Source organism: Mycobacterium genavense ATCC 51234 (genome assembly GCF_000526915.1).
GTDB classification, from domain to species: domain Bacteria; phylum Actinomycetota; class Actinomycetes; order Mycobacteriales; family Mycobacteriaceae; genus Mycobacterium; species Mycobacterium genavense.
On record NZ_JAGZ01000004.1, the window covers coordinates 397,585 to 423,499 of the forward strand.

Below are 25,915 nucleotides of genomic sequence, written 5' to 3' on the forward strand. Positions count from 1 at the left end.
TTGCGCTGGCCGCTCAGCGTTCGGCACGCTGGTAGGCGGTGACGATGGCGGCGCCGCCCAGTCCGATGTTGTGTTGCAGTGCTGCGGTGACGTTCTCGACTTGCCGTGCGCCGGCAGAGCCGCGCAACTGCCAGGTGAGTTCGGCGCACTGTGCGAGCCCGGTGGCGCCCAGCGGGTGGCCTTTGGAGATCAGGCCACCTGACGGGTTCACTACCCAGCGGCCGCCATAGGTGGTGTCCCCATTGTCGATCAGCTTGGTCGCCTCGCCCTCGCCACACAGGCCGAGCGCCTCGTAAAGCAGCAGCTCGTTGGCCGAGAAGCAATCGTGCAGCTCGATCACCTGAAAATCGTCGGGGCCCAGCCCGCATTGGTCATAGACCCGATGTGCCGCAGCGACATTCATGTGGTGGCCGATGAGGGCCTTGCAGGTTCCGTCGAAGCTGTTCCGGTAGTCGGTGGTCATCGCCTGCCCGACGATCTCCACGGCCTGTCCGCCCAACCCGTGCCTGTCGACGAACTCCTCGCTGGCAAGGATTGCGGCGCCGGAGCCGTCCGAGGTCGGCGAGCATTGCAGCTTGGTCAGCGGGTCGTAGATCACCCGCGCACCGAGGATGTCGTCGAGCGAGTACTTGTGCTGGAACTGCGCGTACGGGTTATTCACCGAATGCTTGTGGTTCTTGTAGCCGATTTTCGCGAGATGTTCTGCGGTACTGCCGAATTGCCGCATGTGCTCGCGGCCCGCCGCGCCGAACATCCATGGCGCGGGCGGAAACAGCACCTCAGAGATCTCGGCCATCGCGAGGATATGCTTCTCCATCGGCTGGGCGCGATCGTCGTAGGTCGAGCCCAAGGAACCGAGCTGCATCTTCTCGAATCCAAGTGCGAGTGCGCACTGCGCCAGGCCGCCGCGGATCGCCCGTGCCGCGAGGTAGAGCACCGTCGAGCCGGTCGAGCAGTTGTTGTTGACGTTGACCACCGGGATGCCCGACATCCCCAGCTCGTACACGGCGCGCTGACCCGACGTCGACTCGCCGTACACGTAACCGACACCGTACACGTAACCGACATAGGCCTCGTCGATCTCCGAGTAGTCGATCCTCGCGTCCGCGAGTGCCTTGGTTCCGGACTCCCGGGCCATGTCCGGGTAATCCCAGCCTTCCCGGTGTCCGGGTTTCTCGAATTTCGTCATGCCGACACCGATGACGAAGACTCTTCGCGACACCAGGGCTCCTTCCGCTCGATGAGGAAGAAACATATCAAGTGGTTTGTAAATAACTCAAGCGCCCGTGCCCAATGCCGAGGTGAGGCGGATTCGGTACCCACTGCGGGGCAGGGCGGCGCGAGCGCGACGTCAGGTGAGCGGCGCGCCGTCGAGCATGTTCGCCAACAGCGCACGCAGATGGACGCACACGCGATCCCAGCGCCGCCGGGCCCGCTTCGGATCGGGATCACCGAAACTGGACACCAAGATCCCGCGCAGCGCATCCATGGCGGTGTAGAGGATGTCCCGCAGCTCGCGCTGTGCGGAGTGTTCGGGAAGCAGCTGGGCGATGGCGGCGATGATCGCACCGTTCACGATGGGCTCGACACGCTCCACCTGCGTCGCCAGGGCGGGGTCGGTCCGGGCGGCGATCCAAAGCTCCACTGTCGCAGCGAATATCGGGCCTTGATGGGATTCCCAGAGATAGTTCAATGCCGTCGCAACTGGGTCCGGTGTCGACCTCACGCGGCCGAGTTCACGGATCGCAGCTTGGGTACGTTGCTCTGCGAGGTGTTCGATCGCGGCCACCACGAGGTCTTCCTTGGACCGGAAGTGATGCACTTGTGCGCCGCGGGTCACACCCGCGAGTTGGACGACGCGGTGCGTCGAGATGCCCGCATATCCGTATGCGACGAGACACTCGACCGTCGCGTCCAGCAATCGGGTACGCATGGCGGTGCTGCGCTCGGCCTGGGTACGCCGGACGGCGCCCGCACTGCCATCTGCTGCCACGGTTACACCTCGCTCGACGGTACACGCGCGTGCGCCGTCGCATAATGATACCGGGCCTCGCGTCGGGCCCAGGACATGCCACTCGGCACGTAAACTTGGTGCGGCGCTTCAGTGGTGATGAGGGTGTGACGCGATGTGATCGCGATGTCGCTGCGCCGCATTGGTGCCGCCGGCGGGATAGGCGTGGATCATCGCCGTGGTCAGCTTCGGCACCGCGTGAATCAGATCGTGTTCCGACGCGTGCGCAATCTCGTGTGCGGCAGCCAAGCTCAGCGCGGGATCGATGTCGAGCTCGGCGTCGGCGTGCAGCCGGTGCCCAATCCAGCGCATCCGGACGCTCCGCACCGATAGCACCCCCGGCCGGCCAGCGTGCTTCGGCGGTGTCGATGAACGTCGGATCCACGCCGTCCATCAGCCGGCGGAACACATCACGCGCCGCGGTACGCAGCACCCCCAGAATGGCCACCGTGATCACCAGACCGATGATCGGATCGGCAAGTGGGAGGCCCAACGCCACGCCGCCGGCGCCGATCAGCACCGCCAGCGAGGTGAAGCCGTCGGTGCGGGCGTGCAGGCCGTCGGCAACCAGTGCGGCCGAGCCGATGCGGCGTTCCACCCGAACGCGGTACAGCGCCACCCATTCGTTTCCGATGAACCCGAGAACTCCTGCCACGGCGACCCAGCCGAGGTGCTCGATGGGTCGCGGAGTGATCAGCCGCTCGATGGCCTCATACCCGGCGACGATCGCCGACAGCGTGATCATGGCGACCACGAACAGTCCGGCGAGGTCTTCGGATCGGCCGAACCCGTAGGTGTAGCGCCGAGTTGCGGGCTTGGTGCTCAACGCAAACGCGATCCACAGCGGGACGGCGGTGAGCGCGTCGGAGAAGTTGTGGATGGTGTCGGCGGCCAGCGCGATGGAGCCGGACAGGATCACGACGACGATTTGCGCGACGGCGGTCGCGCCCAGGACCAGCAGGCTGACCTTGACCGCGCGGATGCCGTCGGCGCTGGATTCCAGCTCACTGTCAAAACTGTCGGCGGAGTCGTGCGAGTGCGGCGCGAAAATTTCTTTGATCGCACCCCGCAATCCCTTCGGGTGCTCGTGCTGGTGATCGCTCATCGCGCCTTGGCCTTTCGCGCCCGGCGCTCGGCGGTGATGCCCCGCACGTTCGGGTCGCCGCGGTGATGGGACGGCACGCCGGGGCCGGCATGCTCGGCGTTGAACACCGCGTCGATGACCAACTGGCGGACGTGTTCGTTTTCCAGGCTGTAGAAGATCTTGGTGCCGGCCCGGCGGGTGCGGACCAGGCGGGCCATGCGCAGCTTGGCCAGATGCTGCGACACCGACGGCGCGGGCTTGTCCACCTTTTCGGCGAGGTCGTTGACCGACGACTCGCCCTCGGTCAGCGCCCACAACACCTGAATGCGGGTGTGGTCGGCCAACATTCGAAAGACTTCGACGATCAGGCCGACCTGATCCTCCGCGAGTGGCGCTGCAGCGTTATCTGCATTCATACGTAGATAATAGTGGAAGGCCCGGGCCGGGCGCGTCCGCCGAGTAAGCTCAGGGTTGCCAGTGTGCGTGTGGGCCGACCTGAGCGCACGCTCGAGGCGGTGGCCCGCACGCGTTAGAACTTCGCGACGGCCCCGGCGTCGATCGGCAGTGCCGCCCCGGTGATGTACTGCGCCTCGTCGGAAGCGAGAAACAGCACGGCATTGCTGACCGCCCGCGCCTCGATCACCGGCACCGGCAGCATGTGGAAATGGCCGAGCACGGCGGCCGTGTCGTCCATCGTGGGGTTGGGCAGGTCCGGTCGCAACGTGCGATGGAACGGCTGATTGTCGATCATCGGCGTCCGCACGTTGCCGGGATGGATCGAATTGACCCGAATCAACTGTGGCGCAAGCTCATTCGCGAGCGAATTCATCAGTCCGACCACGCCGTGCTTGGCCGAGGCGTAGTGCGCCATGTACCCGCCGCCGCGCAGCCCCAGCATCGAGCTCACCAAGATGATGGATCCGCCGCGGCCGTCGGACATATGCGGCACCGCCACCTTGACGGTGTGCCAGACCCCGGTGAGATTGATGTCGAGCATCGTCTGCCAGGCCGCTTCTTCGAGCAGCGCGGCCGGCGCGGGACTGCCGCTGATCCCGGCGTTGGCAACCACCACATCGGGCCGACCCAACTGGTCGATTCCCCGCTGCAACGCATCGCGAAGGGCTGTGAGGTCTCTGACGTCGGCCTTGGCCGTCACGACGCGCCGGTCCAGCTTCTCCACCAGCGCCGCGGTTTCGTCGAGATCGGCCTCCGTCGCTCCCGGATAGCTGACGCCCTCGACGTCGCTACACACATCGACGGCGATAATGTCGGCGCCTTCTTTGGCGAGACGGACGGCATGTTCCCGTCCTTGGCCGCGCGCGGCACCCGTGATGAACGCGACCTTGCCGGCCACCCTGCCGTTTGTCATGGTGACCACGATATCGCTGACCGCCACGCCCGCCCGCGCAGGAGACGCAACCCATTGAGCGCGACGATGATCGTCGACCCCTCGTGGCCCGCCACGCCGAGGGGCAGTGGCAGGTGCCCCAGCAAATCCCAGACGACGAGGCCGATGATGAAGGTCGCCGCGATGGCCAGGTTCGCGATGACCACCCGGCGGGCACGACGGGCCAGCCTAATGACGGCCGGGATGGTGGCGAGTTCGTCACGGACGGTGACGGCATCGGCGGTTTCCAGCGTCAGGTCGGCTCCGTTGCGGCCCATGGCAATTGAGCTATGCGCGGCGGCCATGGCGGGTGCGTCGTTGATGCCGTCGCCGACGAACAGCACGCGGTGCCCGTGAGCCTGCAACCCCCGCACGGCGGCGACCTTTTCGTCGGGCAGCAGGTCGGCCCGAACATCGGTGATGCCGACCTGCGCGGCCAGCTGCTCTGCGGCCGGCCGGGTATCGCCGGTCAGCAGGACCGGGGGGCTTGCAGTGGTCGCGGCGATGGCGCGGACCACCGCGTCGGTGCCCTCGCGCACGGTGTCGTCGAGTCCGAGCACACCCACCGGCGCACCGTCGACCACGACGAGCACCGCGGTGCTGCCCCGGCGTTCGAAGCTGCCGGCCGCGAGCGGGTTGGCGGAAAATGCGCGCGGACTGAGCACCTCGATGGTCCGGTCCCCGAGACGTGCCCGCACGCCGCGACCGGGAAGGGCCAGAAAATCGGCGGTTTCGGCAACGGCGAGTCCGCGTGCCCGGGCGGCGGCGACGATCGCACGCCCGAGCGGATGTTCGCTGAATTGCTCTGCGCTGGCGGCTATTCGCAGCACGTCGTCGTCGGAGGCGCCGTCCTCGATCGCGGCGATACCGGTCAGTTGCGGCGCGCCGGTCGTCAGAGTGCCGGTCTTGTCGAGGGTCACCGCAGTGGTGTCCGCCAGGTGTTCCATCGCGACCGCCGACTTGACCAGCACACCGTGGCGTCCGGCGGTGGCGATCGCCGAGAGCAGCGGCGGCATGGTCGCCAGCACCACCGCGCACGGTGACGCCACGATCATGAATGTCATTGCCCGCAGCAGCGTGGTCTGCAGTTGCGCCCCGAGAATCAGGGGCACCGCGAACAGGGCGAGGGTGGCCGCGACGACGCCGACGGAATAGCGTTGCTCGACCTTCTCGATGAACAGCTGCGTCTTGGCTTTGGTGGCCGACGCTTCGGCGACGAGGGCGACAATGCGGGCGACGACGGTTTCGGATGGGTCCTTGGTGACGCGAACACGAAGTGCCCCAGCGCCGTTGAGCGTGCCAGCGAAGACCTCGTCATCGCCTGCCTTGGCGAACGGCATCGGCTCCCCGGTGACCGAGGATTGGTCGACGTCGGAGGCGCCCTCGACGACGACGCCGTCGGCGCAGACGCGCTCACCCGGGCGCACGCTGACGACGTCACCGCCCCGCAGGTCGGCGGCGTCGACCTTTTCCTCGAGCCCGTCGGCGTCGATGCGGACCGCGCGATCGGGTGCCAGATCAAGCAAGCCCTGGACCGAGTCCTCGGTGCGCTTGGTCGCCGCGTCCTCCAACGCGCCGGACGTGGCGAAGATGACGATCAGCAGGGCGCCGTCGAAGACCTGCCCGATGCTCGCAGCACCGATGGCGGCGATCACCATCAGCAGATCAACGTCAAGCGAGCGAGAGCGCAACGCCTGCAAGCCTTCCCAGGCCGGCGCTTACCCGCCGGTGAGATAGCACGCCAGGTAGCAGGCCCACCAACTCCACGACGGAGCGCCGAGCAACTGGGCCGCGAGTCCGGCCGCGAACAGGACCAGAGCGGCGGTCGCCCACCGGACGGACGCGACCGACCAGAGACCCGAAACGCCTAGACGCCGCGCCACCGGCAGGCGCACCGGGGGCACGGTGGTGCACGTCATCGATGCGGTCCTCCCTCGCAAACTCAGGCAACTATGTAGACATGTACAGATCTATATGTATCATATCAGTTTGTGGGTGCGTGCTTCAATTGAGGAATGGGACACGGAGTCGACGGCAGGGTGACACCACCGGCCACGCTCGACTCGGTGTCGGCGGTCAAGATCGCCGAAACGCTGCAGGCGCTCGCATCACCCAACCGGCTGATGATCCTGACCCGGCTGCGGCAATCGCCCTGTTCGGTGGGTGAGCTGTCGACGGAGGTCGGGATGGAACAGCCGGCGGTGTCGCACCAACTGCGGCTACTGCGCACGCTCGGGCTGGTCGCCGGCGACCGCAACGGCCGCAACATCGTCTACCGGCTCTACGACAACCACGTCGCTCAATTGCTCGACGAAGCCGTCTATCACGTCGAGCACCTGCGTCTCGGTGCGACCGACACGACGGCGTAGCCCGCGCCGATTTGGCGCAATGCGTTCGCAGTCCCTCGGCTATTGTGCGGGCGGTCGGTAGCCGGCTGCCGAGTTCCTCAACTGCCAGATCTGTTCGGGGCACAGCAGGTTAACAGCTTACGAGACAAGGTAATTGGCCGCGAATTCGTCGTTAGGGGTCACGCTGCCCTTCACGGCGCTCATGACTTGAGTGTAGGGTTCGCCGCGCCCGACCATGTCGCAGATCTCGTGGCCGTACCCGATCGCATCATTACGGAAAGTTGTAGTGGCGCCGCACCGCCACGTCGTACGTGTACTCCACCTCAAGCGCCCGAGCCGCCCTCGCCACCGCGGCCGTCAACGCACCGCTGAGGACATTCGCGGCGGCGACCAGCACCACCAGTGACTTGCAACGCTCCATGGCATCCTCCGCAGCCGAATGGGTGATTGCTCGGTGACAAACGCTGATCCGCGGCTCAGCCTTACGGAGTAACTATATAACTGATTATATGGTTCGTGTTATGGTACGAGGACACTAGGTCCAGTCGAGTCAAGTCAACCTGAGGCGAGGATGCAATGGATCAAAGCCCTGACTACGACATGAGCGATGAGCTCGAATTCGCGTTCGACGCGATCGCGTGGGGACTGCGCGGCGTCTATCCACCTCCGGCCTATCCTGCGAACTGAACTTCCGGGCAGGCTAGTCGGCGTTCAGAATCAGCGCTTGCTCGGGGCAAGCCGCCACGCCCTGTCGGACGATCGCCTCGTGCGCCGCGTCAACCTCGTGCTCTTCAACGATTGAGTATCCGTTCTCGTCGATTGGAAAGAGATCGGGGTGCACGGCAAAGCACTGTGCGTGGCCGGAGCAGCGCGCGTTGTCGAGTCGGACTTTCATTGGATGTTCTGCCACCTTCTTGACTGATCGTCCATCGGATCTCAACGGTCCGACGGCGTGAATGCGAATGTGAGATACGAACCCCCGTCCGCGGTCTCGAAGTTGACGGTGGTCGAGACCATCCGCTGTCCGATACGAATGTCGGCCGGCTCGACACCCACGATGAGGCTCTCTACCAAGAGGCCCTCCGGTAGCTCGATGAAGCCGACGATGTAAGGCCGAAATTCCTGAGGGTTCCGGTTTCCCTTGTACGGCAACGGGGGAGCGAACTCCTGGGTCGTATATGTGTACAGGGTGCCCTGGGTCGATAGCTCGACGAGGTCGATGTCGGCGCAACCGTCGAACAACTCGGATCGTTCCGCGGGGAACTTCACCAGTCCCGACGATCGCCGTCGTGACCCAAACAGCACGGCTCGGCCCTGTTCTACCCGAAACAGTGTGTCGGTAAGCACCTGCGTCTGAGTCACCCTCAACCTCCCGTGGTCCCATCTATCAGCTATATGGTTATACAAATATCTTGCTTTCTCAAACTCCACCGCGTCAGGAGCGAACATGTGGAAGATCTCCTCCGTTCAAGACGCCTTGGCCGCAGCGGGCCAGGAGCTCGGCACGAGTTCGTGGCGGCTCGTCGGCCAAGATCGCATCGACGACTTTGCGGATGTGACCGAGGATCATCAGTGGATTCATGTCGATGTCGAACGGGCGGCGCGTGAGAGCCCGTACGCGGCCACCATCGCCCACGGGTTTCTGACCCTGTCGCTGATTCCGGCGATGAGCAAGGAGGTCTACCGGGTGATGAACGCCAAGATGGGCATCAACTATGGGTTGAACACAGTCCGCTTTTTGGGGCCGGTGACGCCGGGAACCCGGATACGGCTGCGCTCAGTGCTGGTGGAGGCCGGAAAGGTTGACGACCGGACGGTCACCTCACGGTTCGGCACAGCGTCGGACGCGAGGGATGCGAGAAGCCAGCACTCGTCGCAGATCTCATCGCCCGCTTTGTGTTCTGAGTCTTTGTCCGAGTGTGCGCGACTGCAGCTAATGCCCGGGCAGTCGAGCTCGCGGTACATAGTCGATCATCGGAGCGTCCACGGTCGATTGCGGGAATCGATCTCGCCCGCTAATTATATAATGAGATATATATTTAGCTGCATTTCGCGTCTCTCGCCGCGGTGGCCGTCGGTTCCAAACGGTTTACGCGCCATATCCGTCGGCGATGAGCGCATATTCAATACGCGGTCACGGGGATGTTCCGCTCATCGATGGCTGAATTCCGGCGACGCAAGGTGCCGTGGCGCCGCACCTCTGCAGTGCCTGCCCCCGCGGTCGCGACATCGAATATCCGCAGGTAGGACGGGTGCCACCCCGCTGTCGATGCCGCATCAGAGCATGTCGCCGGCATTGCTTGCGGCGCACAATCTCGCGCCGATGTTCGCGCGGTCGAGTTATTTTCAAGAAGGCCGGATGCGGTACCGATAGCTGCAAACTATCTAGATATCTCTTTTGTGCAGATACGTTCCCACGATTAGCTCCATCACCATTAGAATATGGCATCAACTGACTTCTCAGCCGCATCATTTTTACTGTAGCTAACGTTACCATTCATTTTAAATGATCTTATTCATAGCAAAATGTTATTCGAGTCGAGCCAGCAGCGGTCCGCCCCGACGGGCGCCGTCACTTCTGCATGTGGTGCCGTGGGCGGGTCGCTGATGGCTGAGTTACGCCCGCGAACCAATTGCGGACGAGATAACGTTCATAGTCGGCATATTCGAAGCTCATCGCGTTCTAGTGAACCAAGTCGGGTATCGAGTGTCGATTAACCCGACGGGCGGACGTCGCGTTGACAGCTGGCCAGCGGACGCAGTCCGAGTCGGATGGTGCGAGCTGTCGGTTACTAGGCGACAGCAAAGAATCAACTTAGCTGTTGACCGGCCCGTCCCACGCACCATGAAAATTGCGGAGAACTGGTTGCTTACACCGATTTTTGTGGTGTACTGCCCATCGGCGACGCAATGAGTGTTGTGAATCACATCGCTTCGCCGCGGCCGGTGTGGGTGAGTCGAGAGGAAGACATCCGTTGGCGCGATTTCGGATCGATCAGCAGGGTTACGGTGATTGACGCTGCGGTGGCGGCCAAACCGGTCCGCGAACTTGGCGGGTTCTTCGCGATGAGCCTCGACACGTTCCTACAGATCTGCCGGCCGCCCTGGGCCTGGCGGGAATTCATCCTGCAAGCCTGGTTTGTGGCTCGCGTATCGATGCTGCCGACGGTGTTGCTCTCCATCCCCTTCACGGTGCTGAGCACGTTCACCATCAACACCTTGTTGGTTGAGATTGGGGCGGCCGACTTTTCGGGAACCGGGGCGGCGCTGGGCACCGTGACGCAGACCGGTCCGATCGTGACGGTGCTGGTGGTGTCCGGGGCCGAGGCCACCGCGATGTGCGCAGACCTCGGTGCCCGGACGATCAGGGAGGAGATCGACGCGCTCCGGGTGCTTGGGATCGATCCGGTTCAGGCCCTGGTGGTGCCGCGAGTCGTCGCCGCCACCGCCGTCGCATTCCTCCTGACATCCCTTGTCGCACTGGTGGGGATCGTCGGTGGCTTCTTTTTCGCCGTGTTCTTCCAGCATGTGACCCCCGGCGCGTTTGCCGCGGGTTTGACGCTGTTGGTCAAGACACCCGAAGTCGTCATCATGCTCTGCAAAGCCCTGATCTTCGGCGTCGTCGCCGGGCTGATCGCCTGCTACAAGGGATTGTCGGTAGGAGGCGGCCCGCAAGGCGTCGGCAATGCCGTCAACGAGACCGTGGTCTTCACGTTCATGGCCCTGTTCATCATCAACGTCGTCGTCACGGCAGTGGCGGTACAGGTGACGTTCAAATGAGGAGGGCGTGATGACTCTTGCCGTACCCTCCACCAAATCGCCACGCCTGCGGCGGGCCATCACCGGCAGCCTCGAAGGCTGGAACCGCATCGGGATCCAAACCCAGTTCTACGCAAAGACTCTCGGAGGTATCGGTGATGCCTTGATCAGTTACAAGACCGAGATCGTAACTCTCATCGCGCAAATGAGTTTGGGTGTCGGGGCGCTGGCGATCATCGGCGGAACGGTTGTGATCGTCGGATTCCTCACGCTGTCGGCCGGATCCCTGATCGCTGTGCAGGCGTACACCCAATTACAGGAAGTCGGGGTCGACGCGCTGGCCGGGTTCACGTCGGCCTTCCTCAACGTCCGCCTGGTCGGTCCCCTTGTCGCCGGCATCGGGTTGGCCGCGACGATCGGAGCCGGCGCCACTGCGCAATTGGGTGCCATGCGCATTAGTGAGGAAATCGATGCGCTCGAGGTGATGAGCATCCGCTCGGTGCCATATCTGGCCTCGACCCGGGTAGTGGCGGGAGTCATCGTCGTCAACCCCTTGTATTGCATCGCGGTGTTGATGGCGTTTATCGCCACCCGCGTGGGAACCACGGCGGTCTACGGGCAGTCCACGGGGGTCTACGACCACTACTTCAACACGTTCCTCAACCCGAGCGACTTGATTTGGTCGTTCCTGCAAGCGATCACGATGGTAATCGTGGTGATGCTCGTCCACACCTACTACGGCTATACCGCCAGTGGCGGCCCGGCCGAAGTCGGCGAGGCGGTAGGACGCGCCGTCCGCACGTCGTTGATCTCGGCAATCACCGTCTCCCTGTTCGTTTCGCTGGCGATCTACGGCCAGTCCGGTAACTTCCACCTGTCGGGGTAGGCGATGCGGCGCAGACGTGGTATCCCGACAGCAGCCTGGACTTTGGTGCTGTTGTCCTTCATTGCGACGTTCTTGTTCGTCACCACTTCGTTTTTTTTCGGCAGCTTCCGTTCCTACGTGGCGGTGACGTTGACGTCGGATCGGTCCGGATTGGTCATGGAGCCGGGCGCCAAGATCAAGTTGCGCGGTGTCGAGGTCGGCAAGGTCAGCGGGATTGTCGGCGGCAAAGATCCGGTCAGCCTGATCCTTGACCTCTACCCGGACCAGGTCAAATACATCCCCGCCAACATCTCCGCTCGAATCCGCGCCAATACGGCGTTCGGGGCGAAGTACGTCGACCTCATCTATCCGGCCAACCCGAGCGCCCGACACATCTCCTCTGGTGCGGTGATTCGCTCGGAAAACGTTAGTACCGAGGTGGATACGGTCTTCCAGAATCTGACGAGTGTCTTGCACCAGATAGATCCCGCCAAACTCAACGCGGTGCTGTCCGCGCTCGCGGAAGGGCTCCGCGGCCAAGGCGACAGCCTCGGGGAGGCCATCACCGACGGTGACCAAGTGCTGACGATGCTCAACCATCATTCGGATGCGCTGCGCCGAGTTTGGCCTTCAGTCAGGGGTTTTAGCGATACGTACGGCGCTGCCGCCGGTGACATCATCAAAACGTTGGACGCGTTGTCGACCACGAGTACGACGATCGCCAGCAGCCCCAGCGATCTCGACGCGCTGCTGGTCGGTGTCACCGGCTTCGCACACAGCGGCGCCAACCTGCTCGGCGCGAACAACGACCGCCTGATCAAGGCGATCAACGTCCTGGAACCCACCACCGGGCTGCTCATGAAGTACAACCCGGAGCTCACCTGCCTGTTGGTCGGCGGCAAACAGGTGCTCGACACCGGCTTTCTCGGTGTCACCGGCGGCACCAACGGCAAGTCCGTGCTCCTCGACGTCGCCCTGCTGATGGGTGATGACCCCTACCGCTATCCAGACAATCTGCCGATCAACGGCGCCAAGGGCGGGCTGGGAGGTAAACCGGGATGTGGGTCGCTGCCTGACGTGGCCAACAACTGGCCGGTGCGGTATCTAGTCACCAACACCGGGTACGGCACCGGTAATGACATCCGGACCAACCCCGGCATCGGATTCCCCGGCTGGGCAAACTATTTCCCGGTCACGCGGGCAAATCCTGAACCGCCCAGCATCCGGAACCCCGGCGGCCCCGCGCCCGGCCCGATTCCCTACCCGGGAGCCCCGGCGTACGGGCAGCAGCAGTATGCGCCCGACGGCACGCCGCTGTTCCCCGGGCTTCCACCGGCCCCCACCGGGCGCACCACCAGAGCCGGGTCCACCTCGACCTGGCCAGGAGCCGATGGTGGTGCCTCATCCCGCCGAGATGCAGCCGACGCCGGCGCCACCGCCGGGTCCGGGTGGATAAGCCGGCGATGGATCGACAACGCCGGACCGACAACGACTAGCAAGAGGACCGGTTGTGAGGTAGCAAGAGGACCGGTTGTGAGGCAAGGGCTGAGAGGCGCCACCTGGCGCCTCGCCGTCTTCGTGGCGATCTGCCTGTTCGGCATGTTCGCGGTATTCGCGATCTTCGGCGGTGTCAGGTTCGGTAAAGGTCTCACCTACAACGCGGTCTTCAGTAATGTCGCCGGCCTGGAATCCGGCCAGTTCGTACGGATTGCGGGCGTCGAAGTCGGTCAGGTCAAAGACATCAGGATCCAACCCGACACCACCGTCCGGGTCCAATTCACCGTCGACGACTCGGTCGTCCTGACCGAAGGCAACCGCGCAGTCATCAAGTATGACGACCTCATCGGTGGGCGGCATCTAGCACTGGAACAGGGCGCCGGAGGCACCCGCCGACTACCGCCGGGCGCGACGATTCCGTTGGACCACACCTCACCGGCGCTCGACCTCGACGCTCTGATCGGGGGGTTTAGGCCGCTGTTTCATGCTCTCGACCCCGATCAGGTAAACGCCCTGTCGGGCCAGCTCATCGCAGCCTTCCAGGGGCAAGGCGCCACACTGAGCTCTTTTTCAACAGACGGCCGCGCTGACCAACACATTGGCCGACCGCGACCAGCTCATCGGTGCGGTCATCGTCAACCTCAATAGCTTGGTGGGATCCCTGGGCGACCAGCACACTCAGTTCGCCAAGGCCGTGGATACGCTGTCCAAGCTCGTCGGCACCTTGGCGGACCGGCGCAGCGACATCGCCAACGCGATCGGCTACGCGAACTCCGCTGCCGGCGGCGTGGCCGACCTCCTGTCGCAAAGCCGGCCCTCGTTGCAAAAGCTGGTGACCGAAGCGGACCGCACGGCCGGACTCGTCGTCGGCGACAAAGACCATGTCGACAACCTGTTGGCGACGCTACCCGACGCGTACAAGATCCTGGGCCGGCAGGGATTGTACGGAGACTACTTCAGCTTCTACATGTGCGAAACGATCCTCAAGCTCAACGGCAAAGGCGGCCAACCCGTATACGTGAAGCTGGTCGGTCAAAGCAGCGGGAGGTGCACGCCGAGGTGAAATCATTCAGAGAGCGAAATCCCTTGATCGTCGGTGCAATTGGCATCGGGATCGTCGCCGTGGTCATCATCGCCGCGCTCAACTATCGACTGCTGCCGTTCGTCGAGCAATCCAACCAGTATTCGGCTTATTTCGCCGACGCTAGCGCTCTGATCCCCGACTCCTCGGTGCAGGTGTCGGGTCTGCGGGTAGGCCGGGTCGACAGTATCTCGTTGGACGGTCCACGCGTGTTGGTGAAGTTCAGCATCAACGACGATGTCGCCGTAGGCGATCGCAGCGAGGCCGCGATCAAGACCAAAAGCCTGCTCGGCGCAAAGATTTTGGAGGTCGCCCCGCGCGGTACCGGCCGCCAGCAGTCCACGATTCCGATGGAACGCACCCGGTCGGCTTATCAATTGCCCGATGCCCTCGGCGACCTCACCGCGGCAATCAGCGGGCTGAACACCGACCAGGTATCAAAATCGTTGGCCACCTTGGCAGATACCTTCGCCAACACTTCGCGGGACCTCAAGGTCGCTCTGCAGGGGGTGTCGCGATTCTCCGACACGCTCGAGCAACGCGACCAACAGTTGCGTTCGCTTCTCGCGAACGCCCGGAAAGCCACGGGGGTGCTGGCCGAACGCAGCGACGAGATCGTCAAGCTGGTCCAAGACACCAACGCCTTGTTGGCCGCTCTGCGAAAGCAAAGTACAGCTCTCGATGAAATCTGGACGAACTTGTCGGCGGTCACCCAACAGATAAAGGGCGTCATCCAAGAAAACCGACAGACGCTCAAGCCCGCACTCGACAAGCTCAACGGCGTCATGCAGATGGTGCAAAACCGCAAGACCGAGATCCAGACGTCCATCAAGGGACTCAATGCCTACGCGTTGTCGCTGGGCGAATCCGTTGCCGCGGGCCCGTTCTTCAAAGCCTATGTGGTGAACCTACTTCCGGGCCAACTCTCCCAGCCGTTCATCGACGCCGCTTTCTCCGATCTCGGCCTCGACCCGGCGACCTTGCTGCCGACACAGCGCACCGATCCTCAAGTCGGTCAGCCGGGAACACCGCCGCTCCCAATGCCGATGCCTCGCACTGGGCAGGGTGGCGATCCGAGACTCCACCTGCCCGATGCGATCACGGGGAATCCCGGCGATCCCCGCTATCCCTACCACGAACCGCCACCCGCGCCGCCGCCCGGTGGACCGCCGCCCGGCCCGCCGGCAACCGAGGTGCCGCCCAACGAGCCCTCGGTGCCGTCACCGGCCGGCGGCCCGGTTATGCAACCAGCACCGGGAGAACACAGATGACGAAGCGTTCCACCCGGATTGCGCTCGGCGTCGTACTGGTGGTTGTCCTGGTCTCTGCCAGCCTGATCGTGGCGCTCACCGGTGCTGTGATCGACAAGGTGCGCGTCACGGGATATTTCGCGAACAGCAACGGAGTGTTCGTCGGCGACGACGTGCGGATCCTAGGAGTGTCCGTCGGCAAGATCGAGCGAATCGAACCGCAGGGCACCCGAGTGCGGATCTACTTCTGGTACGACAAGAAATATCCGGTGCCGGCCGATGCCAAGCCGCCGTGATATCTCCATCGCTGGTCAGTGTGCGAGCGATCCAACTGACGCCGGCATACACCTCCGGGCCGACCATGGCCGACCATGCCGTGATTCCCATGGCTCGCACCGCAGTTCCCGTCGAGTTTGACGACCTACGCGTGCAGCTGCAACGGCTCACCGAGGCTTTGCAGCCGACAAAGCCGGGCGGCGTCAGCACTTTGGGCGAATTCGTCAACAGTGCCGCCGGCAACTTGGCTGGCCAAGGTTCTGATATCCGAGAAACGTTGATCAAGCTCTCACAAGTCTTTTCAGCTCTTGGCGACCACAGCGATGACCTGTTTACCACGGTCAAGAACCTGTCCATCTTCGTGACCGCGCTGCAGAGCAGTCACGACTTGTTGAAGCGCCTCAACGGCAATCTCGCCGCCGTAACCGGAATGCTTGCCGACGGTCCCGGCAAGGTCGGGCAGGCGGTCGCAGACATCAACAACGTTGTCGGCGACGTGCAGTCCTTCGTCGCCGACAACCGCGAAACCCTGGGTAAGACAACGGATCAGTTGACCGCGGTCGCCGCGATCCTCAATGAGTCCAAAGAGGATCTCAAGCAGACACTGCACGTGGCGGCACCGGCGTTTCAGAACTTCGTCAACATCTACCAACCCGCGCAGGGCACACTCAGCGGCGGCCTCGCGGTGAACAACTTCGCCAACCCCATACAATTCTTGTGCTCTGCCGTGCAGGCGGCATCCCGGCGGGGTGCCGAGCAGTCTGCGAAGCTGTGCGTGCAATACCTGGCCCCGATCATCAAGAATCGTCAGTACAACTTCCCTCCGCTGGGAGAGAACCTGTTCGTCGGTGCGGCCGCTCGGTCCAATGAGCTGACCTACAGCGAGGATTGGTTGCGGCCGGACTACGTTCCACCGGCCGGAGGCGGCCCCGCGGGATCCGGCGAGACGCCTTCTTCCGGCGGCCCGCTGTCCCCGGCCGGGGCTCCGTTTGGCGGAGGCTATGGGCCCGCGGCAAATCCCGCGACCGCCGGTGCCCCGCATGTTTCGAGTCGTCTGCCCGCATCCGATGGCGTCGAATTCCAACCGCCGCAACCAATTCAGCCGTCGCCGTCAGGACCGGCTTCGACGGATCCCGCGGCCGGATTGTCCGGTCTGATGGTGCCGCAGCCAGCCGGGGGAGGATCTTGATGCGCGCAAGACAACTCGGGTACGGCCTCCTGATGCTCGTCGCCCTGGGCGCGGCGAGCAGGTGCGCCAATTGGCACGGCGCCAACTCACTGCCATTGCCCGGCACCGTGGGCAACGGCCCGGGGTCGTTCACCATCCAGGCCCAGGTGCCAGACGTGGGAAACATGCAGCGCAATTCGCGCGTGCGGGTTGGTGACACGACCGTCGGCAATGTCACCAAGATCGAACACCAGGGCTGGCATGCGTTGGTAACAATGACCATTGACGGGTCGGTGAACCTCTCCGCAAATGCTACCGCAACCGTGGGTCAGACCAGTCTTTTGGGCTCTCTGCACATCGAGTTGGCCCCGCCGACAGCGGTGCCACCGCAGGGACGGCTGAAAAATGGTGCCTTGATCCCGCTCTCGGCGGGGGGCATGTATCCCACGACCGAACAGACGCTGGCCGCGGTCTCGATGCTTCTCAACGGCGGCGGCATCGGTCAGATCCAGGAAATCACCCGCGTGCTCAGCACGGCGCTCGCGGGTCGAGCGGATGAGTAGCGAGGCCTGATCCAGCAACTCGACGAGTTCATCGGCAACCTCAACAGCCAGACTCGCGACATCATCGCCGCAAGCGATAGCCTCAACAACCTGGTACGCCAGTTCGCCGACGACAAACCTGTGGTCCACAAGGCGCTGAAGACGGTACCCGAGGCGCTGACGGCCCTGAGCAACGAACGCAATACGCTGGCCGATGCGGTGACGGCCATCGGACAATTCAGCGCGTTGGCTTCGGATGCCGTCCATCAGACCAAAGACAACCTCGTCAAAGAGCTGAAGGACCTTGGGCCCGTGCTGAAGTCGCTAGCCGATGCGGGGCCGGCCCTGACCAGATCCTTGGATTTCTTCGCGACCTATCCCTTCCCTAAGCCAACCCTGTCGAAATGGCTGCGCGGCGACTACGCAAACGTGACAGTGATCATGGACCTGACCTTGTCTCGCTTGGATGCCGGCCTCCTGACGGGCACCCGGTTCGAGGGATCGCTGACCGAGCTCGAGATGCAGTGGGGCCGCACCATCGGACAAATGCCGAGTCCATACACAGCACGCAACCCACTTGTTGTGCCCTACCGCTTCGATTAGGGGCCGTGAAATGCGCCTAAGCAAAAGGATCTTGATTCAGATATCGATTTTTTCGCTGGTATCCCTCACGGCGATGCTGGTGTTGGGCTTCGACTACATGCGATTGCCCGCACTGTTTTTCGGGGTAAGTCGCTACGACGTGACGCTGCAGTTGCCCGAAGCGGCCGGCCTGTACGACCGCAGCAACGTCACCTACCTGGGGACCGAGGTCGGTACGGTGAAAGACATCAGGCTTACCGACAGCGGTGTCGCGGCAACGTTAAGCCTGCGCTCCGATGTCAAAATTCCGTCCGACCTAGACGCCCAAGTGCATAGTCAAAGCGCTGTGGGCGAGCAGTATGTGGCCCTGTTGCCGCGCAACGCCTCGTCTCGGCCGCTGTCGAATGGCGACGTGATCCCGCGAGCGCGCACATCGGTGCCGCCCGATATCAACGCCCTGCTCGACGCGACTAACCGTGGCCTGAAGGCGATCCTGCAGGAGAACCTGAAAACGGTTGTCGACGAGTCGTATACGGCCTTCGGCGGTCTTGGACCGGAGATCGCCAGATTCTTGCGTGGCGGTTCGGCCCTGGCCCACGACTCGCGAGCGCATCAGGATGAGTTGCAAAATCTGGTCGACAACGTCGGTCCACTGCTAGACACCCAGTCCGACACCTCTGACGCCGTCCAGGCGTGGGCATCCCACCTCGCCTATGTCACAAAGTCCTTGCAAACCAATGACTCCGCTTTACGCGGGGTGGTGCACAACACGGCAGGTGCGGCCGACGAGGCGCGCCAACTATTCGAGCGGGTCCAGCCAACGCTGCCGGCGCTGCTCACGAACCTGGTCAGCGTCGGCGAGGTCGCGGTCGCCTACCGAGCCGATCTCGAACAGCTCCTCGTGCTGCTGCCACAAGGAACCCAGGCCGTCCAGGGCGCCGGTCTGGCCAACCGGGGAACCAAGCAGGAGTACAACGGGGCTTTCCTGAGCTTCAAGCTGAACCTGAATCCTCCGCCGGTGTGCTCTACGGGTTTTCTTCCGGCACAACAACAACGCTCAGCCACCTTCGAGGATTACCCGGCTCGGCCCGCGGGTCCGCTCTACTGCCGAGTACCGCAGGACGCGCAGTTCAACGTGCGTGGTGCTCGCAACTACCCGTGTGAGACAGTGCTCGGGAAGCGGGCGGCGACGGTCAAGTTGTGCGAAAGCAACGAAGAGTATGTCCCGTTGAATGAGGGAAACAACCGGAAGGGCGATCCCAACGCGACCCTGTCCGGTCAAGGCGTGCCGCAGTTCGATCCCGGCGAGCCAGTTCCGCCAGGGTATCCGCAGTCCGCACCCCAGCCCGCGCCGCCGGCACCACCTCAGCCGCCTGCGGGCCCGCCGCCCGCGCCGCTTGCGATCGCCGAATACAACCCGACGACTGGCGAATACGTGGGGCCCGACGGCATGGTGTACCGCCAATCCGACCTTGCCAACAACCAGGTGGGCCGGACATGGCAATCGATGCTGGTGCCGCCCAACGAATAAACCAAGGTGAGGTACCGGGCGGTCGGGTGCTCCGCGTCGTCGTTTTGGGGTGATGCCAGCGTGACCCAGCTCAGCAACGGATGGCCATGCCCGCATCTACCTGGAGCAGGCTTCCGGTGAAAGACCTACCCTGCTCGGAGATCAAGAACAAGATCGCGTTGCTGACGTCCCGAGGCTCGATCATCGGGAGACTGGGTAGTGCCGTCTGCATGGCGTTGACCAGGTTGGGGTTTTCCTCGATCACCTTGAACAGCGCCGGGTTCTCCGTCACCATCGAGGTGGCACAGTTCGTAGGTGCCACGGCATTTACTTGGATTCCCTGCGGGGCAAGAAGGTTCGCGTATGAACGGACCAGCCCAGTAATCGCAAGCTTCGACATGTTATAGGCATCGGGGCCGCCGCGGCCGTCGGTGAGGTCCAGCAAGGCAGCCATGGAACTGGTAGCCACGATGTTGCCACCTTGCCCTCGTGCCTTGAGGTGCGGCAGCGCTACCTGGAAGGTGTTCCACACGCCGATAAGCATGGTGTTGTCTACGCCAAGCCGCATCGCCTCGGCAGCATCGCGTTCCTCGGCATTGGTCAGAATCACGCCGGCGTTGGCGATGACGGTGTCGATGTGACCGAATCGCTCGACCCCGGCATCGAACGCCCGTTGCAAAGCCGCCATGTCACGGACGTCAGCCTTGGCGAACTCCATTTGCTGGCCTGTTTTTTCAACAAGACGTACGGTCTCTTCAAGGTCCGCCAGTGTGCCAGGTAGTAGGGGACGATATCGAGGTCTTCGCAGATGTCGACCCCGACGATGTTGGCGCCCTCCTCGGCGAATGTAACGGCATGCGAGCGGCCCTGCCCGCGGGCCGCACCGGTGATGAATACCACCCGGCCGTCCAACATTCCCATGGCTTCTCCTGACCCCGGACGCGCCGGATTGAAGGTGTTCGACCGACCACGAATTATAGAACTAGTTTGATAATTTAGTCGTCGGGCGAGTCGTGCGCCAGCCTGGATTGGCGAGATACCCGATGAGAACGTACGACGGCGGCTCCGGCACTGTTGCGTGTTCGCCGATACGCATCGGAGCCGGTGTTCCGAGCGAATCTATTTGGGCCCGAATCGTTGCGCGCCGTCGAGGCGCAGGACCTCTCCGTTGACATACCCGTTGGACAGCATGAACAAGACTGCTTCGGCGAATTCGGCCGGACTGCCCAGGCGTTTGGGAAAGGCCACGTTCGCGGCGAACTTAGCCAGGGCTTCTTCGCCGACCGATTCCATGATCGGGGTTCGCATCGTTCCGGGGGCAATCGTATTGACTCGGATACCTGTGGAACTGAGGTCGCGGGCCGCAGCCAGGGTCAGGCCAATGACGCCGGCTTTGGCTGCCGCATAAGCGGTCTGTCCGATCTGACCCTCGTAGCCGGCGATCGATGCGGTGAGCACAATTGCGCCGCGCGCACCGTCGGGGCCGGGTTCGGTCGTCGCGGCCATGGCGGCAGCAGCCAGGCGCGTCAAGTTATATGTGCCGTTCAGATACAGATCGACGGTCTTGCGGAACCTCTCGAAATCCGCAGGTGTGCCGTCGCGCTGAACGATTCGTTGCGCTACGCCGAACCCGCCGTGGGCGACCACGGCGTAGCGCAGGGCACCCAACGACTGGGCGGCCTCGATGGCAGAAGTAACGCTCTCGGTGCTAGTGACATCGGTCTGGGCGAATAGCGCGCCCGTCCCTAGTTCCGCGGCAAGAGCGGCTCCCTTGCGCTCGTCTAGGTCCGCGATCACGACGCCGTGCAGTCGTCGGACGGTGACCTCACCGAGGCCGCCCGCCCCGCCACTGACGATGGCCGATGCATCCGCGAACAGCGACGTGCAGGTGATAGTCATAAAGCTCCTTTGCCGTTGTGGTGTTGGGGATCCGGTGCCAGGCCGATGCAGATGTCCCAGGGATCGGGGGCGGCCAGGGCGTAGGCGCCCAATGCGACCGCGGATGCGGTAGGGCGACCAAATTCTTCTGTCCAGCTCCTGGCACGACTTGTGACCCGCCACAATTGATGTTCGAGCGTGGTGCCGATTGCGCCGTGGAGTTGGTGTGCCACGGTATTGGCCGGGGAAACCACCCTTGCGCAGGTGACCTTGGCGCAGTTCACGGCGAATTCTGTTGCCGGCGAGTCGAACCCGTACTCGACAGTCGTGCTCACCGCGAGGTTGACGGTCGCCCGCGCCTCTTCGACCAGGCCGGCCATCGCCGCCAGCGACTGTTGCACCGCCTGAAACTGGCTCAGCGACTTCCCGAATTGCTCGCGTTCGCGGGTGTGCTGCAGTGTCAACTCTGCGACGGCGTCGAGTGCGCCGACAGCCTGGACGCATCGTGCCCAGGCGCCGCGTCGGATCAACTCACGCTCGGCACCGGGGAGGGGGTCACTGAACAGTTCGTGCGGGAGTTCGAAGAGCACGGTGTCGCGCGGCTCGCCGGCGAGGTTGTGCCGGTATTGAATCGACAATTCTCGATGGGTGGCTACCGCAATGCGTAGCCCGTCGGCGGTGCGGGCCGCTATCACGATCGCATCCGCGGCACTGGCCCACGGCACGTCGGTGGCCACGCCGCGCAGCCAGCCATTGCTGAGCTGGCTGTCGGCACAGGCGACGGTCAGCACCGCGTCTTGTGGCTGTTCATGGTCGATGAGTGAAATAAGCCATGCCGCAAGCAGATCCGTTTGGGCGATGGGAGCCGCAGCGGCGTGTCGAGCCAGCGTGTACAGGACCAGAGCTAGTTCGGCGGGTCCGGCGTCAAGGCTTGGTGTGCTGGTCAACCGGGCCAGCCCGGTGTCGCACAGGTCGGTCCACAGTTGCCGGTCGAGAGTTTCCGGCATGGTTCCACGACCGGCCCGGGCACCGGACGACTTCTGCCCGATATCCGTGATTAACTTGCACAAGTCCGACAGGTCGTCCGGCTGGCTGTCGGCAGTAAGGATGCCGCCGAGCAGAGCGTTGGCGTTAGTCATCGAATTCCCATCTGCCGGGCGATCATCCCGCGCATGACCTCGTTTGTCCCGCCCCGCAGCGTGAACAGCGGTGCGTGCAAGCGGGCCGTGGTGGGTAGCTCGCGCATGGACTCAGCGTCGGACGACGTCGGACCGAGTTCCTCGATAAGTTCTGCAGCCACCTCGACGGACTCCTGCTCGAACGTTGTGCCGAGATCAATCGCAAGCGCATTGACCCTGCGGGTTCATTGCAGCGCACCGATCGTCGGCACTGCGGTATCGGGCAGGTAGAAGTTTGGAGTGAGGTCTCCCTCACGGGCCGCGAGCCGATATTCGCTGAAGTCGGTGACACCTTCTTCGCGTAGCAACTGTTCGTCGGTGAAGAACTTGCCGCTGGTTATCGGTGGCCGGGTAACCAGCGCGTGCATTGCATCGGCCATGATGTGTGGACTCCGCGACTGTGCGGTGGCCTGGGTTTCGCCAAACGCCGCGAATTCTGCCGACCAACCCAGGGTGAGAAGGCTTTCCGCGTACTTGCTGACGGTATGGCCGACGTGGGCGCCGACCCACGCGGCTTCCAGGTTCACCGGCGGGGAAATATTGACGATATGGGCGTGCGGCGAGGCCGAGAACAGGGGCAGGGCCGTGTGCACCAACGTGAAGGGGCCTTCGACGTTGACCGCGAGCAAGCGATCGAAGCTTTTGGGCGGCAACGCCACGGTCGGCCGCAGATCCAATGCGCCGGCGTTGTTGACGACAATGTCGAGTTGGCTGAACGCCTTGGCGACCGCGTTGACCGCGTCGCCGACTGATCCGGGATCGCGTACGTCGCACGGTATCGCCAAGGCCGCGCCGCCGGCGGCCCGCACGGCCTCTGCGGTTTCGTTCAGTGTACCCGCAATCTTCGGATTAGGTGTGGATGTCTTGGCCAGTAATGCAATTCGGATCCCATCAGCCGCGGCACGATCGGCGAGGGTGCGGCCGATACCTCGGCTGGCACCGCTAACCAGCATCACTTGGCCCGTCAATGACCGAGTGGCGCGATAGCTGCTCACGTGTCTCCCTCACGGTGGATAGGCTGACGTAGCCGGGCGCCCACATCGAACTCGCGGTTGAATGATATAACTATATATATATATGGCGGTCGAGATATCGAAGTCTCCGGTACGACAAGGGTGGACGCTGTGACTGAAACTGGCCGGGTGCAGATTGCCTCCATCGGGACGTACTTGCCGCCCTGGGAGGTGCGCGGCGTGCGCGCCGCGGGTCCCGACGAGGATGCGCTGACGATGGCCGTGGCCGCGGGCCGGGCGGCAGATCCCGATGCCACTGCACGCCGGGTCGTGTTCGTCTCCCGCGATTTCCCACTGCTCGAGGGCGGCAACGGCGCCGCGCTGCTCGCGGGTCTGTCCTTGCCCGCCGACGTGCCGGTAGCTGAAGTCCTGGGTGGCGGCCCGGTGGTACTCGACCAGATTTTGGCTGCCGACGACGGCACCTTGGTGCTCGCCTCCGATGCCGATGCGGCGGTCGGGGCCGGCGCCGTGCTGGTAGGCACGAGCGGACCGGCACTTAGCCCGGTGTCTCGGCAATTGCGCAGCCTGCACGTGGTGGCGCGCGGTGGTGACGGAGTGCGCCACACCTATGCTGACACCCGCCTGGTACGCGAAATCGGGGTCGAGGCAACGGTTGCCCGGTTGGGCGTTGCCGATGTGGTCGCCGTCGTCGGTATCGGCGCCCGCGAACTCGGAAAGGGCTTGGTGGCAGCCGATTGCGTGCAACACCCGCAGTCCTCGGCGTCCGGTGTCATCGGTGCCCTCGCCGATGTTGTCCACGCCGGCACCGAGGGCATGCTGCTCGCCGTCAAACAGTCGACGGCGGTGGCTGCTCGCCTCGGCGCGGGAAGTTGTCCGATCAACCGAGACAAATCGGAGCCCGCGTCGTTGCCGGCGTCGAAGTATGTGGAAGGCAACGGAATCCCGATCTCGCTGGCCGCGTACAGTCGCGCGTTCGATCCCAAATTGCGTTGGGAAGCAGCGGTATTCGAACCCCGACCGGGCATCGATGCGGCACCGTTGTTTCCTCCCCGGGTTCGGGTGGACAGCCTCGGCGAGTTGGCCGACTACCGGTTGACCCCGTTGCCGCGTACCGGCACGGTCTACACCCATACCACGGTGCACATCCCGGTTCCGGACCTCCCCGGCCCCTATTCGCTGGCCGTGGTGCAGCTCGATGGCAGCCAGGTCCGTGTGCTGCTCAAACTCACCGGCGTCGCGGCCGGGCAGATCGAGGTCGGCCAACCGGGCAGCGTGGTCTTGCGCAAGATCGCCAACCGGTCCGGGATTCCCGATTACGGTTACGCGTTCAGGCCCGAGCGGACACTAGGAGTATCGGCATGAGAAACGTTGCGATCGTCGGGGCGGGAATGACGCCGTTCGCCGAGCATTTTGGGTTGGGAATCAAAGATCTGATCCCGATGGCCTACGCCGAGGCCGTGGCTCATGTCGACAAGAGCCTACAGAAGCGCGATGTCGAGGCCGCCTGGTTTGGCGAGTTGTCCACCACCGATGGCTTTCCATCCGGCATTCTCGCGGACACCTTGGACCTCGTGGATATCCCGGTTACCAGGGTTGAGAATGCCTGCGCGACAGGCAATGACGCGATTCGCAATGCGGCGATCGCGGTCGGCTCGGGTCTTTACGACGTGGTGCTGGTGGTCGGTGCTGATAAGGTACGTGAAACCGCGGCTAACACCACTTTTTGGGACTGGGCGGCCATGACGCGAGACAATGCGTGGGACTATCCGTTGGGTCTGGTTGCGCCGGCCAACTTTGCGCTGCACGTGACGCGATATCTGCACGAATCTCCGGCTTCTCGAGAACACATGGCGATGGTGGCCGTGAAGAACCACTTCCATGCCTTGAAGAATCCGAAGGCGCAACTTCGCTACGAGATCACCATCGAGCAAGCCTTGAGCGCCCCGATCGTGGTTGACCCGTTTGGGCTGTACGACTGCACACCGCAAAGCGATGGCGCGGCGGCCGTCATCCTGGCTGCCGAGGACGTCGTGGACCGATACACCGACCGGCCTGTCTGGATCCGCGGCTTCGGCCTGGGCATGGATCGGGTGATGCACCAGCACAAGTCGGATATGACCAGCTTCCTACCGACGGTGAAGGCCGCCAAATCCGCGATGGCGATGGCGGGGGTCAGCCCGAAGGACATCGACGTTGCCGAGGTGCACGATTGTTTCACCGGGGTGGAGCTGATCAGTTACGAAGACCTCGGTTTCGCGAGCCGTTTCGAAGCGCACAAGTTGGTCGAAGCCCGGGAGACTTATGTGGGTGGATCGATACCGGTCAATCCCAGTTGTGGTCTGAAGGCAAAGGGCCACCCGCCCGGTGCAACGGGGGTTGCGCAGTGTTTCGAGTTGTTCAATCAGTTGCGTGGCGAAGCGGAGAACCAGGTGGACGGGGCGCGAGTTGTCCTGGCGCACAATATCGGCGGACCGACAGCAGTGTCGGCCGTGACAATACTGTCGAATCGGAAGAGTTAGGGCGCA

Annotated in this window: 18 protein-coding genes and 8 pseudogenes; 12 read left to right on the forward strand and 14 right to left on the reverse strand. The window is 63.5% G+C overall.

The features are described 5' to 3' along the window. Nucleotides 1-13: 13 nt before the first annotated feature. The 6 genes and pseudogenes from T428_RS0112215 to T428_RS27610 form a co-directional block, all read right to left on the reverse strand. On the reverse strand, nt 14-1,222 hold the full coding sequence (locus tag T428_RS0112215) for a lipid-transfer protein (protein WP_025736701.1): 1,209 nt from the start codon (nt 1,220-1,222) through the stop codon (nt 14-16). A 129-nt stretch (nt 1,223-1,351) separates the two neighbouring features. After that, on the reverse strand, nt 1,352-1,933 hold the full coding sequence (locus T428_RS0112220; RefSeq protein ID WP_084298737.1) for a TetR/AcrR family transcriptional regulator: 582 nt from the start codon (nt 1,931-1,933) through the stop codon (nt 1,352-1,354). Between the two features lie 168 nt (nt 1,934-2,101). After that, nucleotides 2,102-3,116, reverse strand: a pseudogene (locus T428_RS27605) (cation diffusion facilitator family transporter). Further along, a complete protein-coding gene (locus T428_RS0112240; RefSeq protein WP_084298716.1) occupies nt 3,113-3,511 on the reverse strand; it encodes an ArsR/SmtB family transcription factor in 399 nt (132 codons plus the stop codon). Before T428_RS0112240 ends, T428_RS27605 begins: the two are co-directional and overlap by 4 nt. 113 nt (nt 3,512-3,624) lie before the next feature. Beyond that, the gene (locus tag T428_RS0112245; RefSeq protein ID WP_036467921.1) at nt 3,625-4,464 is read right to left on the reverse strand and encodes a mycofactocin-coupled SDR family oxidoreductase; all 840 of its coding nucleotides are present in this window, start codon (nt 4,462-4,464) and stop codon (nt 3,625-3,627) included. Continuing rightward, nucleotides 4,461-6,401: pseudogene (locus T428_RS27610) on the reverse strand (heavy metal translocating P-type ATPase). The gene T428_RS0112245 and the pseudogene T428_RS27610 overlap by 4 nt, the downstream one beginning before the upstream one ends. Nucleotides 6,402-6,497: 96 nt before the next feature. On the opposite strand from T428_RS27610, the gene T428_RS0112255 reads away from it, so the two are divergent. Next, nucleotides 6,498-6,851: an ArsR/SmtB family transcription factor gene (locus T428_RS0112255; protein ID WP_025736708.1), complete on the forward strand. Its 354-nt coding sequence runs from the start codon at nt 6,498-6,500 to the stop codon at nt 6,849-6,851. A gap of 250 nt (nt 6,852-7,101) precedes the next feature. On the opposite strand, the gene T428_RS36085 is transcribed toward T428_RS0112255, so the two are convergent. The 3 genes from T428_RS36085 to T428_RS0112275 form a co-directional block, all read right to left on the reverse strand. After that, a complete protein-coding gene (locus tag T428_RS36085; protein ID WP_425412025.1) occupies nt 7,102-7,251 on the reverse strand; it encodes a hypothetical protein in 150 nt (49 codons plus the stop codon). 279 nt (nt 7,252-7,530) lie between these two features. Continuing rightward, nucleotides 7,531-7,725, reverse strand: a complete 195-nt coding sequence (locus tag T428_RS0112270; RefSeq protein ID WP_025736709.1) for a ferredoxin — start codon at nt 7,723-7,725, stop codon at nt 7,531-7,533. A gap of 41 nt (nt 7,726-7,766) precedes the next feature. Further along, the gene (locus tag T428_RS0112275) at nt 7,767-8,192 is read right to left on the reverse strand and encodes a Zn-ribbon domain-containing OB-fold protein (RefSeq protein WP_025736710.1); all 426 of its coding nucleotides are present in this window, start codon (nt 8,190-8,192) and stop codon (nt 7,767-7,769) included. 85 nt (nt 8,193-8,277) lie between these two features. On the opposite strand from T428_RS0112275, the pseudogene T428_RS31985 reads away from it, so the two are divergent. From T428_RS31985 to T428_RS0112320, 9 genes and pseudogenes are all read left to right on the forward strand, one after another. Further along, nucleotides 8,278-8,735: pseudogene (locus T428_RS31985) on the forward strand (MaoC family dehydratase). 1,161 nt (nt 8,736-9,896) lie between these two features. Further along, complete coding sequence (locus T428_RS0112285) at nt 9,897-10,610, forward strand: MlaE family ABC transporter permease (protein WP_425412031.1); 714 nt, start codon at nt 9,897-9,899, stop codon at nt 10,608-10,610. A gap of 10 nt (nt 10,611-10,620) precedes the next feature. Next, complete coding sequence (locus tag T428_RS0112290) at nt 10,621-11,475, forward strand: ABC transporter permease (protein ID WP_025736713.1); 855 nt, start codon at nt 10,621-10,623, stop codon at nt 11,473-11,475. Nucleotides 11,476-11,478: 3 nt separating this feature from the next. Continuing rightward, nucleotides 11,479-12,910: pseudogene (locus tag T428_RS27620) on the forward strand (MCE family protein). A gap of 77 nt (nt 12,911-12,987) precedes the next feature. Further along, a pseudogene (locus tag T428_RS27625) lies at nt 12,988-14,014 on the forward strand (MCE family protein). Next, nucleotides 13,999-15,303, forward strand: a complete 1,305-nt coding sequence (locus T428_RS0112305; protein WP_025736714.1) for an MCE family protein — start codon at nt 13,999-14,001, stop codon at nt 15,301-15,303. The pseudogene T428_RS27625 and the gene T428_RS0112305 overlap by 16 nt, the downstream one beginning before the upstream one ends. Then, nucleotides 15,300-16,747, forward strand: a pseudogene (locus T428_RS27630) (MCE family protein). Before T428_RS0112305 ends, T428_RS27630 begins: the two are co-directional and overlap by 4 nt. Further along, a pseudogene (locus T428_RS27635) lies at nt 16,747-17,871 on the forward strand (MCE family protein). Before T428_RS27630 ends, T428_RS27635 begins: the two co-directional pseudogenes overlap by 1 nt. A gap of 10 nt (nt 17,872-17,881) precedes the next feature. Continuing rightward, nucleotides 17,882-19,381, forward strand: coding sequence for an MCE family protein (locus tag T428_RS0112320; protein ID WP_025736715.1), 1,500 nt, complete (start codon nt 17,882-17,884; stop codon nt 19,379-19,381). Between the two features lie 70 nt (nt 19,382-19,451). On the opposite strand, the pseudogene T428_RS27640 reads toward T428_RS0112320, so the two are convergent. From T428_RS27640 to T428_RS0112345, 5 genes and pseudogenes are all read right to left on the reverse strand, one after another. Further along, a pseudogene (locus T428_RS27640) lies at nt 19,452-20,281 on the reverse strand (mycofactocin-coupled SDR family oxidoreductase). 198 nt (nt 20,282-20,479) lie between these two features. Next, on the reverse strand, nt 20,480-21,259 hold the full coding sequence (locus tag T428_RS0112330; RefSeq protein ID WP_025736716.1) for an SDR family oxidoreductase: 780 nt from the start codon (nt 21,257-21,259) through the stop codon (nt 20,480-20,482). Continuing rightward, on the reverse strand, nt 21,256-22,377 hold the full coding sequence (locus T428_RS0112335; protein ID WP_036467842.1) for an acyl-CoA dehydrogenase family protein: 1,122 nt from the start codon (nt 22,375-22,377) through the stop codon (nt 21,256-21,258). Before T428_RS0112335 ends, T428_RS0112330 begins: the two co-directional genes overlap by 4 nt. Next, nucleotides 22,374-22,538, reverse strand: coding sequence for a hypothetical protein (locus T428_RS32775; protein ID WP_156942939.1), 165 nt, complete (start codon nt 22,536-22,538; stop codon nt 22,374-22,376). The genes T428_RS0112335 and T428_RS32775 overlap by 4 nt, the downstream gene beginning before the upstream one ends. A 63-nt stretch (nt 22,539-22,601) precedes the next feature. Next, on the reverse strand, nt 22,602-23,369 hold the full coding sequence (locus tag T428_RS0112345) for an SDR family NAD(P)-dependent oxidoreductase (protein WP_051465217.1): 768 nt from the start codon (nt 23,367-23,369) through the stop codon (nt 22,602-22,604). A 171-nt stretch (nt 23,370-23,540) separates the two neighbouring features. Here T428_RS0112345 and T428_RS0112350 point away from each other — a divergent pair, with 171 nt between their 5' ends. Beyond that, the gene (locus T428_RS0112350; RefSeq protein ID WP_245604873.1) at nt 23,541-24,752 is read left to right on the forward strand and encodes a Zn-ribbon domain-containing OB-fold protein; all 1,212 of its coding nucleotides are present in this window, start codon (nt 23,541-23,543) and stop codon (nt 24,750-24,752) included. Continuing rightward, on the forward strand, nt 24,749-25,909 hold the full coding sequence (locus T428_RS0112355; protein ID WP_025736721.1) for a thiolase C-terminal domain-containing protein: 1,161 nt from the start codon (nt 24,749-24,751) through the stop codon (nt 25,907-25,909). The genes T428_RS0112350 and T428_RS0112355 overlap by 4 nt, the downstream gene beginning before the upstream one ends. Nucleotides 25,910-25,915: the final 6 nt, after the last annotated feature.

What these genes read in the sequence shown, in the direction of transcription:
- T428_RS0112220 (WP_084298737.1), bottom strand. Translation starts at nt 1,933, where the DNA reads ATGCGTACCCGATTGCTGGACGCGACGGTCGAGTGTCTCGTCGCATAC.
- T428_RS0112335 (WP_036467842.1), bottom strand. Translation starts at nt 22,377, where the DNA reads ATGACTAACGCCAACGCTCTGCTCGGCGGCATCCTTACTGCCGACAGC.
- T428_RS0112255 (WP_025736708.1), top strand. Translation starts at nt 6,498, where the DNA reads ATGGGACACGGAGTCGACGGCAGGGTGACACCACCGGCCACGCTCGAC.
- T428_RS0112285 (WP_425412031.1), top strand. Translation starts at nt 9,897, where the DNA reads ATGAGCCTCGACACGTTCCTACAGATCTGCCGGCCGCCCTGGGCCTGG.
- T428_RS36085 (WP_425412025.1), bottom strand. Translation starts at nt 7,251, where the DNA reads ATGGAGCGTTGCAAGTCACTGGTGGTGCTGGTCGCCGCCGCGAATGTC.
- T428_RS0112270 (WP_025736709.1), bottom strand. Translation starts at nt 7,725, where the DNA reads ATGAAAGTCCGACTCGACAACGCGCGCTGCTCCGGCCACGCACAGTGC.
- T428_RS0112330 (WP_025736716.1), bottom strand. Translation starts at nt 21,259, where the DNA reads ATGACTATCACCTGCACGTCGCTGTTCGCGGATGCATCGGCCATCGTC.
- T428_RS0112240 (WP_084298716.1), bottom strand. Translation starts at nt 3,511, where the DNA reads ATGAATGCAGATAACGCTGCAGCGCCACTCGCGGAGGATCAGGTCGGC.
- T428_RS0112345 (WP_051465217.1), bottom strand. Translation starts at nt 23,369, where the DNA reads ATGCTGGTTAGCGGTGCCAGCCGAGGTATCGGCCGCACCCTCGCCGAT.
- T428_RS0112245 (WP_036467921.1), bottom strand. Translation starts at nt 4,464, where the DNA reads ATGACAAACGGCAGGGTGGCCGGCAAGGTCGCGTTCATCACGGGTGCC.
- T428_RS0112355 (WP_025736721.1), top strand. Translation starts at nt 24,749, where the DNA reads ATGAGAAACGTTGCGATCGTCGGGGCGGGAATGACGCCGTTCGCCGAG.
- T428_RS0112290 (WP_025736713.1), top strand. Translation starts at nt 10,621, where the DNA reads ATGACTCTTGCCGTACCCTCCACCAAATCGCCACGCCTGCGGCGGGCC.
- T428_RS0112320 (WP_025736715.1), top strand. Translation starts at nt 17,882, where the DNA reads ATGCGCCTAAGCAAAAGGATCTTGATTCAGATATCGATTTTTTCGCTG.